General features: G+C 74.0%; 9 protein-coding genes and 2 pseudogenes. 8 read left to right on the plus strand and 3 right to left on the minus strand.

From position 1 onward, the window contains the following. Positions 1–308: pseudogene (locus VIM19_11175) on the minus strand (flavodoxin-dependent (E)-4-hydroxy-3-methylbut-2-enyl-diphosphate synthase). Between VIM19_11175 and VIM19_11180 the strand changes: the two are divergent. The 4 genes and pseudogenes from VIM19_11180 to VIM19_11195 all read left to right on the plus strand — a co-directional run bounded on the left by VIM19_11180 (position 294) and on the right by VIM19_11195 (position 4,128). Beyond that, a pseudogene (locus tag VIM19_11180) lies at positions 294–590 on the plus strand (flavodoxin-dependent (E)-4-hydroxy-3-methylbut-2-enyl-diphosphate synthase). The pseudogenes VIM19_11175 and VIM19_11180 sit on opposite strands and share 15 nt — an antisense overlap. Before the next feature lie 67 nt (positions 591–657). After that, positions 658–1,506, plus strand: a complete 849-nt coding sequence (locus VIM19_11185) for a GNAT family N-acetyltransferase (GenBank protein ID HEY5185440.1) — start codon at positions 658–660, stop codon at positions 1,504–1,506. Between the two features lie 112 nt (positions 1,507–1,618). Then, positions 1,619–3,394, plus strand: a complete 1,776-nt coding sequence (locus VIM19_11190) for a proline--tRNA ligase (GenBank protein ID HEY5185441.1) — start codon at positions 1,619–1,621, stop codon at positions 3,392–3,394. Then, the gene (locus VIM19_11195; protein HEY5185442.1) at positions 3,391–4,128 is read left to right on the plus strand and encodes an HAD family hydrolase; all 738 of its coding nucleotides are present in this window, start codon (positions 3,391–3,393) and stop codon (positions 4,126–4,128) included. The genes VIM19_11190 and VIM19_11195 overlap by 4 nt, the downstream gene beginning before the upstream one ends. On the opposite strand, the gene VIM19_11200 is transcribed toward VIM19_11195, so the two are convergent. Both VIM19_11200 and VIM19_11205 read right to left on the minus strand, forming a co-directional pair. Then, positions 4,125–4,556 (minus strand): ferritin-like domain-containing protein, encoded by a 432-nt coding sequence (locus VIM19_11200; GenBank protein HEY5185443.1) that lies wholly within the window; start codon positions 4,554–4,556, stop codon positions 4,125–4,127. The genes VIM19_11195 and VIM19_11200 overlap by 4 nt on opposite strands. Beyond that, positions 4,553–5,107, minus strand: a complete 555-nt coding sequence (locus VIM19_11205) for a hypothetical protein (protein ID HEY5185444.1) — start codon at positions 5,105–5,107, stop codon at positions 4,553–4,555. Before VIM19_11205 ends, VIM19_11200 begins: the two co-directional genes overlap by 4 nt. 115 nt (positions 5,108–5,222) lie before the next feature. Here VIM19_11205 and rimP point away from each other — a divergent pair, with 115 nt between their 5' ends. The 4 genes from rimP to infB all read left to right on the plus strand — a co-directional run. After that, complete coding sequence (rimP, locus tag VIM19_11210) at positions 5,223–5,744, plus strand: ribosome maturation factor RimP (GenBank protein ID HEY5185445.1); 522 nt, start codon at positions 5,223–5,225, stop codon at positions 5,742–5,744. Further along, entirely contained in the window at positions 5,744–6,754 is a 1,011-nt protein-coding gene (gene nusA, locus VIM19_11215) for a transcription termination factor NusA (protein ID HEY5185446.1), read from the plus strand. The genes rimP and nusA overlap by 1 nt, the downstream gene beginning before the upstream one ends. Positions 6,755–6,773: 19 nt before the next feature. Further along, positions 6,774–7,115, plus strand: coding sequence for a YlxR family protein (locus tag VIM19_11220; GenBank protein ID HEY5185447.1), 342 nt, complete (start codon positions 6,774–6,776; stop codon positions 7,113–7,115). An 85-nt stretch (positions 7,116–7,200) separates the two neighbouring features. Further along, positions 7,201–9,778 (plus strand): translation initiation factor IF-2 (gene infB / locus VIM19_11225; protein ID HEY5185448.1); only part of this gene is annotated, 2,578 nt, incomplete at its 3' end.

The raw sequence follows: 9,778 nt of genomic DNA on the forward strand, positions 1-9,778 counted from the left end.
CCCATCTCCTCGGCGATCCGCATGGCCTCCTCGATGAGGGTCTCGACGATCATGTTCTCGGGCACGGTCTTGATGACCTCGCCCCGCACGAAGATCTGGCCCTTGCCGTTGCCGGACGCGACCCCGAGGTCGGCCTCGCGGGCCTCGCCGGGGCCGTTGACGACGCAGCCCATGACGGCCACGCGCAGCGGCACGGTCATGCCCTCGAGGCCGGCGGTCACCTCGTCGGCGAGCTTGTAGACGTCGACCTGGGCGCGGCCGCACGAGGGGCAGGACACGATCTCGAGCTTGCGCGGGCGCAGGTCGACGTCTACACCCTCGCCGAGCAGGTGACCGCCGGCCTGTAGGGGCTGAAGGTCCCGCTGCGGGTCGCGGTCATGGGCTGCGTGGTCAACGGGCCGGGAGAGGCCCGCGAGGCCGACCTCGGGGTGGCGTCCGGCAACGGCAAGGGCCAGATCTTCGTCAAGGGCGAGGTCGTCAAGACGGTGCCCGAGGCGCAGATCGTAGAGACGCTCATCGAGGAGGCCATGCGGCTGGCCGAGCAGATGCCCGACCAGGAGTCTGGGACACCCAGCGTCGACGTCCACTGAGGACCACGACGGGCCGACTGCCGGGTCCGCTGGGACCGCGAGCCCCGGACAGGGCACGATGGGGGCGATGCTGCGCACCGCCTCCCTGCGGGTGCTGGACGCCCGTGACCGCGACCAGGTCGACGCCCTGCTGGACGCCGACCCGGTGGCGAACGTCTTCGTGGCCTCGCGGGTGCAGGCCGCGGGCTTCGACGGCTGGCGGCTCGGCGGTGAGCTGTGGGGCTACGTCGTCGACGGCCGGCTCGAGTCACTGTGCTACGCCGGGGCCAACCTGGTTCCGGTGCAGGCCGGGCCGGATGCGCTGCGGGCCTTCGCCGACCGGGCCCGCCGGCAGGGCCGGCGCTGCTCGTCCCTCGTCGGCCCCGCGGACGAGGTGCTCGCGCTGTGGGCCCAGTTGGCGTCGGCCTGGGGTCCGGCCAGGGAGGTCCGGGCCCGGCAGCCGCTGATGGCCGTGTCGTCGCTGCCGCCGTGGGACGTGGTGCCCGACGACGCGGTCCGCAGGGTGCGGCCGGACGAGCTGGGGGTGGTGCTGCCGGCCTGCGTGGCGATGTTCACCGAGGAGGTGGGCGTCTCGCCCGAGCTGGGGGACGGCGGCGCGTCCTACCGGGCGCGGGTGGGAGAGCTGGTCGCCTCCGGGCGCTCGTTCGCGCGCATCGAGGACGGCCGGGTGGTGTTCAAGGCCGAGATCGGCGCGGTGAGCCGCGCGGCCTGCCAGGTCCAGGGCGTGTGGGTCGCCCCGGACCGGCGGGGCGAGGGCTTGGCGGTGGCCGGGATGGCGGCCGTGGTCCGGGCCTGCCTGGCCGAGATCGCCCCGGTGGTCTCGCTGTACGTCAACGACTACAACGCCCCCGCGCTGGCCGCGTACCGCCGGGTCGGCTTCCAGCAGCTCGGCACCTTCGCGACCGTGCTCTTCTGACCCACCCCTTCCGTATGAAGGGACCCTTCCTGCGGAAGGGGGGACGGATATCCTCGCGGGGCGCACCTGACCGGTGCCGCTCGGTGCCGCCCCCAGCTGAAGGAGTGTTCCCGTGGTCCTGCGGATGTCGACCCTGTTCCTGCGCACCCTGCGTGAGGATCCGGCCGACGCTGAGGTCCCGAGCCACCGGCTGCTGGTCCGGGCCGGCTACATCCGCCGCGCCGCGCCCGGCGGGTACACCTGGCTGCCGCTGGGCTGGATGGTTTACCGCAACATCGAGCGGATCGTCCGCGAGGAGATGGACGCCGCCGGCTTCCAGGAGGTCCACTTCCCCGCGCTGCTGCCGCGCGAGCCCTACGAGATCACCGGCCGCTGGACCGAGTACGGCGAGGACCTGTTCCGGCTGCAGGACCGCAAGGGCGCCGACTTCCTGCTCGGCCCGACCCACGAGGAGATGTTCACCCTCCTGGTCAAGGACCTGGTCTCCTCCTACAAGGACCTGCCGCTGTCGATCTACCAGATCCAGACCAAGTTCCGCGACGAGCCGCGGCCCCGAGCCGGCCTGCTGCGGGGGCGCGAGTTCAGCATGAAGGACTCCTACTCCTTCGACCTGGACGACGCCGGCCTGCAGAAGTCCTACGAGCGGCACCGCGAGGCCTACATCCGGGTGTTCGACCGGCTGGGGCTCGACTACGTCATCGTCTCGGCGATGTCCGGGGCCATGGGCGGCTCGGCCAGCGAGGAGTTCCTCACCCCCGCCGAGGTCGGCGAGGACACCTACGTCCGCTGCGAGAACGGCGACTACGCGGCCAACGTCGAGGCGGTCACCACCCCGACCCCCGAGCCGCGGGACGCCTCGGCAACCCTGCCGCCCCGCGTCGAGGACACCCCGGGCACCCCGACGATCGAGAGCCTCGTCGACCTGCTCAACAGCCGCACCGACCTGGTCCGCGACGACCGGCCCTGGCACGCGGCCGACACGCTCAAGAACGTGCTGATCAACCTGCGCCACCCGGACGGCACCGTCGAGCCGCTCGCCGTCGGCGTCCCCGGCGACCGCGAGGTCGACATGAAGCGGCTGTCCGCCCAGGTCGCCCCCGCCGTGCCCGAGCCGTTCACCGAGGAGGACTTCGCCAAGCGGCCCGAGCTGGTCAAGGGCTACATCGGCCCCGGTGTCCTCGGCGACACGCGAGTGTCCGGCATCCGGTACCTGGTCGACCCGCGCGTGGGCGAGGGCACCGCCTGGGTGACCGGAGCCGACGAGCCGGGCCGGCACGTCATCGACCTGGTGGCCGGGCGCGACTTCGAGCCGGACGGCGTCATCGAGGCGGCCGAGGTCCGCGACGGCGACCCGTGCCCCCTGTGCGGCGGACTGCTGTCCACCGCCCGGGGCATCGAGATGGGCCACATCTTCCAGCTGGGCCGCAAGTACGCTGAGGCGCTCGACCTCAAGGTCCTGGACGAGAACGGCAAGCTGGTCACCGTCACCATGGGCTCCTACGGCATCGGGGTGAGCCGTGCGGTCGCAGCCATCGCCGAGGCGACCCACGACCAGCTCGGCCTGTGCTGGCCGCGCGAGGTCGCGCCCGCCGACGTGCACATCGTGGCCACCGGCAAGGACGCCGCCGTCTTCACCGAGGCCGAGCGGATCGCCACCGAGCTGGACGCCAAGGGGGTCCGGGTGCTGCTCGACGACCGGACCGGGGTGTCCCCGGGCGTGAAGTTCAACGATGCCGAGCTGATCGGCGTACCCACCGTGATGATCGTCGGCCGCGGGCTCGCATCCGGCGTCGTCGAGCTGAAGGACCGCCGCACGGCCGAGCGCGAGGAGGTGCCGGTCGGGGAGGTCGTGGAGCGGATCGCCGTCCACATCGCGGCCGCACCGTGACCCTGCGGCCGGTCGAGGCCGTGCTGTTCGACTGGGGCGGCACGCTGACCCCGTGGCACACGATCGACCTGCGCGAGCAGTGGCGGGCCTACACGCAGGTGTACGACCCGGACCGGGCCGACGAGCTGGCCGGCCTGCTGCTGACCGCGGAGGACGCCTGCTGGCTGGCCGGCCGCCAGTACCAGCGGTCGGCCACCCTCGACGAGGTGTTCGTCGCCGTGGGCATCACGCCGTCCGGCGACCGGCACGAGACGGCGCTGGCTGCCTACCTCGACGCGTGGGAGCCGCACACCTGGACCGACCCGGAGGTCGTCCCGCTGTTCACCGCCCTGCGGGAGCGGGGGATCAAGGTGGGCATCCTGTCGAACACGCTGTGGCCGGGCTCGCACCACGAGGAGGTGCTGCGCCGCGACGGCGTGCTGCACCTGGTGGACGGCGCGGTGTTCAGCAGCGAACTGGCCTTCACCAAGCCGCACCCGGAGTCGTTCTTCGCGGCGCTGCGCGCGGTGGGGGTGGCCGAGCCCAGCCGCGCCGTCTTCGTGGGCGACCGCCCCTACGACGACATCCACGGCGCTCGCGAGGTCGGCATGCGCGCGGTGCTCGTGCCGCACAGCCGCATCCCCGAGCAGCAGCGCGGCCACATCGAGGGCCGGCCGGACGGCGTGGTCAACCGGCTCGGCGAGGTGCTCGCCCTGGTGGACGGCTGGAACGCCGGGTCGCCGGGCGCTCGCTAGCCGGCGCTCGGCAGCCGGCCGGTGAGCCCGGGGAAGGCCTCGGCGGTGCCGGTCCAGCCGGCCCCACGGACGGCCGCGTCACGCAGCCAGCCGGCCGCGGTCGACCGCAGCCCGCCGTCCGCGGCCGCGACGAGGTCCGCGTACCGGCCCGCGGCGGCGGCCTCGATCCGCCCGGCCAGGGCCCTGGCCTGCACGGGCGTCGTCACCGGTCCGCCCGCGTCGTAGGCCGGGTCGGCGGCCACCGGCTGGCCGCCGTTGCTGCTCACCAGCGAGATCAGCGCGGCCCGCCGGGCCCGGTGCGCGTCGTAGCCGGCCCGCGCGGCGCGCAGGTCCGCGGCCGAGGTCACCTGGGCCCCGACGATTCCGTAGCCGTAGACCGCCGCGTGCTCCCCGGCCAACGTGGCCTGCAGCGCGTCGAGCAGGCTCATGCCGCCGCCCCGGTGGTGCGCAGCAGGGCGGCGAAGGCGGCGTCCGAGGCCGCGACCGACGCCAGCAGCCGGGCCAGGTCCCCGCTCACCGTGCCGAGCCGGGCGGTGGCGGCCGTCGCGGCCGCGGTCTGGGCGGTGGCCAGGGTGGCGAGCGCGGCGGCCGGTGAGGCGGGCACCACGGGGCCGGCGGGCGGCGGTGCGGCCGCCCCGCTCGACGCGGCCGACGACCCCGTCGACGGCGAGGCCGAGGCGCTGGGCAGACCCGCCAGCAGCTCCTCGGCGTGGGCCTCGTGAGCCCGCTGGGCCGGGGTCACCCGGGGGGCCAGCGCCGGGAACGCGGTCACGGTCGAGGCGGCCAGCGTGGCCAGCTGCGACTCGGCCGCGGCCGCCGTCCGGCGGGCCACCTCGTCGGGGTCCGGAGTGGGTGAGGCGCTTGGTCCGGTGTCCGGCCCGGTCGAGCACCCGGCCAGCGGGACCGCCGCGGTGAGCGCGGCGAACCCGCCCAGCACGGCCCGCCGGGTCAGCGGGACGGGAGGTCGGTCGGGACGCACTGACCCACGATCCCATGGGGTCGCCGTCGGTCCGGAGCCGCACCCGCTGCACCTATGCTGGGGGCCCAGCAGCACGTGGGACAGACGCACGTCGACAACCGCAAAGGGGTGGGCCGTGGGCGCCGCAGCAGCACCGGATCGCGTACGCGCCGTGGTCGCTCCCGTGGTGGCCGCCGCCGGGCTGGACCTCGAGGAGTGCGAGGTGACCCCGGCCGGCCGTCGGCGGGTGCTCCGCGTGGTCGTGGACAAGGACGGCGGCGTCTCGCTCGACGACATCGCCGTGGTCAGCCATCAGCTGTCCGAGCGGCTGGACGAGAAGGACCCCCTGGGCGGCCAGGCGTACACCCTCGAGGTGACCTCGCCGGGCGTGGACCGCCCGCTCACGCTGCCCCGGCACTGGCGCCGGGCGACCGGCCGGCTGGTCCGCGCCGTGCTCACCGACGGGGGAGCGGTCACCGGCCGGGTGGTCGACGTGACCGAGGACGCCGTCTCGCTGGACGTCGACGGCCGGCCCCGCGAGCTGGCGCTGTCGACGGTGGCCAGGGCGAGCGTGGAGGTCGAGTTCCGCCGACTCGAGGCGGAGCCCGAGGACGACCTGACCGAGGACACCGACGAGCCGGGGACGGAGGACGCCTGATGGACATCGACCTGGCCGCCATGAAAGCCCTGGTCCAGGAGAAGGAGATCTCCTTCGACCTGCTGGTCACCGCGATCGAGTCCGCGCTGCTGGTGGCCTACCACCACACCGAGGGCGCGCAGCCGCACGCCCGAGTGCACCTGGACCGGGCCACCGGCCACGTCGCCGTGCTGGCCCACGATACCGACGAGCACGGCGCCCTGCTCGGCGAGTACGACGACACCCCCGAGGGGTTCGGCCGGATCGCCGCCACCACGGCCAAGCAGGTCATCCTGCAGCGGCTGCGCGAGGCCGAGGACGAGGTGACGTTCGGCGAGTTCGCCGGCCGCGAGGGCGACCTGGTCTCGGGGGTGATCCAGCAGGGCAGCAACCCGCGGGACGTGCTCATCGACCTGGGCAAGGTCGAGGGCGTGCTGCCGCCGGCCGAGCAGGTGCCCGGAGAGAGGTACACCCACGGGGAGCGGCTGCGCTGCTACGTGATCGCCGTCCGGCGCGGCCAGCGCGGCCCACAGATCACGCTGTCGCGCACGCACCCGAACCTGGTGCGCAAGCTGTTCGCCATGGAGGTCCCCGAGATCGCCGACGGGACCGTCGAGATCGTCGCGATCGCCCGCGAGTCGGGGCACCGCAGCAAGATCGCCGTCCGCTCGCACCGGGCCGGGGTCAGCGCCAAGGGTTCCTGCATCGGGCCGATGGGGGCGCGGGTGCGGGCGGTCATGGCCGAGCTGCACGGCGAGAAGATCGACATCGTGGACTGGTCGGAGGACCCGGCCGAGTTCGTGGCGCAGGCGCTGTCGCCGGCCCGGGTGGACAAGGTCGAGGTGGTCGACCTCGCGGCCCGCGCCGCGAAGGTGACCGTGCCCGACTACCAGCTGTCGCTGGCCATCGGCAAGGAGGGCCAGAACGCCCGGCTGGCGGCCCGCCTCACCGGCTGGCGCATCGACATCCACGGGGACGCCGGCGACACCGTGGGCGCCCCCGGCGCGCCTGTGGCGCCCGCCGACGTCTGATCCCGGGGTAGACTGCTCCGTGACCGGTCGTCCGGACGACGCGGCACGCCCGCTTCGCACCTGCGTGGGCTGCCGCCGGACGGCGACCAAGGTCGAACTGCTGCGCCTGGTGGTGATCGAGGGGTCAGTGACCCCCGATCCCCGTGGGCGGCTGGCTGGGCGGGGCGCGTGGCTGCACCCCGATCCGGACTGCCTCGATCGTGCCGAGCGGCGTCGGGCGTTTCCGCGGGCCTTCCGCCTGCCGGGGCCGCTCGACCTGACGCTGCTGCGGGCCGCCGTCGAGGAGCGGGTTGACCAGGTCACCAACGGCGTCCCAGCCGGGTCGTCGGCCGAGTCGGAAGCGAGTCGAGAAGCACGATGAGCCAGCGATGAGCGCGCAGCGATGAGCAGGTCCGCGTACTGACAGTCCGTGCCCGACGAGGGCTCGGACCAAGAAGAGGAGAGTAGTGGCCAAGGTCCGGGTCTACGAGCTCGCGAAGGAGCTCGGAGTCGAGAGCAAGGTCGTCATGACCAAGCTCAACGAGATGGGCGAGTTCGTCCGCTCCGCGTCATCCACCGTCGAGGCGCCCGTCGTCAGACGACTGAAGGAAGCCTTCCCCGCAGAGGCGGCGGCGCCCGCCGCGCCGGCCCGGAAGAAGGCCGTCCCCGCAGCCCCCACGCCCGAGGCCCCAGCGGCACCGGTCGAGACCGTGGTGGCCCCGGTCGCCACTGTGGCGCCCGCCCCGGCGCCGGAGGCCCCCGCCGCGCCGGTTGCGCCCGCGGCCGCCGCCCCGGAGGCGCCCGCCGCGCCGACCCCGGCACCGGCACGTCCGACTGGCCCCCGCCCGGGCAACAACCCCTTCACCTCCGGCAGCACGGGCATGCCCCGTCCGGGTGCCCGGCCGGCCGCGCCCGGGGCGGCTCCGGTTCCCGGCGCCCCTCGGCCCCCGGCCGGTCCCCGCCCCGGCGGTGCCATTCCGCCGCGGCCCGGCGGCCCGAACCCCGGCATGATGCCGCCGCGTCCGATGGGCGCGCGTCCCGCTGGCCCGGCCCGTCCGGGTGCGCCGCGTCCCGGTGGCCCCGGTGGCCCCGGTGGCCCCGGCGCTGGCCGTCCCGGCGGCGCTGGCGCAGGCCGTCCCGGCGGCACTGGCGCTGGCGCTGGACGTCCCGGCGGTGGTGGCGGCTACGCCGGTCGTCCCGGCGGCGGTGGCCCCGGTGGCGCACCCAGCGGCGGTGGCTTCGCCGGTCGTCCCGGCGGTGGCGGTCGCGGTCGTGGTGGCGGCACCGCGGGTGCCTTCGGGCGTCCCGGCGGCAAGCCGGCGCGCGGCCGCAAGAGCAAGAAGCAGCGGCGTCAAGAGTTCGACAACATGCAGGCGCCGTCCATCGGCGGGGTCTCGGCCCCTCGGGGCAACGGCGACGTCGTGCGGCTGCCGCGTGGCGCCTCGCTGACCGACTTCGCGGAGAAGATCAACGCCGATCCGGCGGCCCTGGTGCGGATCCTGTTCGGCCTCGGCGAGATGGTCACCGCGACCCAGTCGGTCAACGACGACACCCTGGCGCTGCTCGGTGCCGAGCTCAACTTCGACGTCCAGGTGGTCTCGCCCGAGGACGAGGACCGCGAGCTGCTCGAGTCCTTCGACATCGAGTTCGGCGAGGACGAGGGCGACGAGGACCAGCTCGAGGCGCGGCCCCCGGTGGTCACGGTCATGGGTCACGTCGACCACGGCAAGACCCGGCTGCTGGACGCCATCCGCAAGACCAACCTGATGGCGCGCGAGGCCGGCGGCATCACCCAGCACATCGGTGCCTACCAGGTGATCGCGCCGGGCAACCGCCCGATCACCTTCGTCGACACCCCGGGTCACGAGGCGTTCACCGCCATGCGCGCCCGCGGTGCGCAGGTCACCGACATCGTCATCTTGGTGGTGGCCGCGGACGACGGCGTCAAGCCGCAGACGATCGAGGCGCTCAACCACGCGCAGGCGGCCGACGTGCCGATCGTGGTGGCCGTCAACAAGATCGACAAGGAGGGCGCCGACCCGGCCAAGGTGCGCGGTCAGCTCACCGAGTACGGGCTGGTGGCCGAGGAGTACGGCGGTACGACGATGTTCGTCGACGTCTCCGCCAAGGCCGTGGAGGGCATCGACACGCTGCTCGAAGCCGTGCTGCTCACGGCGGACGCCGCCCTGGACCTGCGGGCCAACCCGCACCAGGACGCCCAGGGCATCGCGATCGAGGGTCACCTCGACCGTGGCCGCGGGCCGGTGGCGACCGTGCTGGTGCAGCGCGGCACCCTGCGACCCGGCGACTCGATCGTGGCCGGCGAGGCGTTCGGCCGGGTCCGGGCCATGCTCGACGAGAACGGCGACCCGATCGACGAGGCCGGTCCGTCGCGTCCGGTGCAGGTGCTCGGTCTGACCGCCGTCCCGGACGCGGGCGACAACTTCCTGGTCGTCCCCGAGGACCGGATGGCCCGCCAGATCGCGCAGACCCGGCAGGCCCGGGAGCGCAACGCGGCGCTCGCCAAGGCCCGCGGCCGGCGCACGCTCGAGGACTTCCTGAAGTCCATGGAGCACGGCGAGGTGCAGCAGCTCAACCTGATCCTCAAGGGCGACGTCTCCGGTTCGGTGGAGGCCCTCGAGGACGCGCTGCTCAACATCGAGGTCAGCGAAGAGGTGTCGCTGCGGGTCATCGACCGCGGCGTCGGCGCGATCACCCAGAACGACGTCAACCTCGCGGTGGCGTCCGACGCGGTGATCATCGGCTTCAACGTCCGGCCGGCCGAGCGGGTCACCGAGCTGATCGACCGCGAGGGCGTCGACGTGCGCTACTACTCGGTCATCTACCAGGCGATCGACGATGTCGAGGCGGCCCTCAAGGGCATGCTCAAGCCGGAGTACGAAGAGGTCCAGCTCGGCACCGCGGAGGTGCGCGAGGTCTTCCGGTCCTCCAAGTTCGGCAACATCGCCGGTGCCCTGGTCCGGTCCGGGGAGATCCGCCGCAACTCCAAGGCCCGGCTGGTCCGGGACGGCGCGGTGGTGGCCG

The sequence above is a fragment of the Actinomycetes bacterium genome, from assembly GCA_036510875.1.
In the GTDB taxonomy this organism is placed as follows: Bacteria; Actinomycetota; Actinomycetes; order Prado026; family Prado026; genus DATCDE01.

Bases quoted from the DNA above. Each gene is read 5' to 3' on its own strand.
- VIM19_11200 (HEY5185443.1), bottom strand. From the start codon at position 4,556: ATGAGCCTGCTCGACGCGCTGCAGGCCACGTTGGCCGGGGAGCACGCG.
- VIM19_11185 (HEY5185440.1), top strand. From the start codon at position 658: ATGCTGCGCACCGCCTCCCTGCGGGTGCTGGACGCCCGTGACCGCGAC.
- nusA (HEY5185446.1), top strand. From the start codon at position 5,744: ATGGACATCGACCTGGCCGCCATGAAAGCCCTGGTCCAGGAGAAGGAG.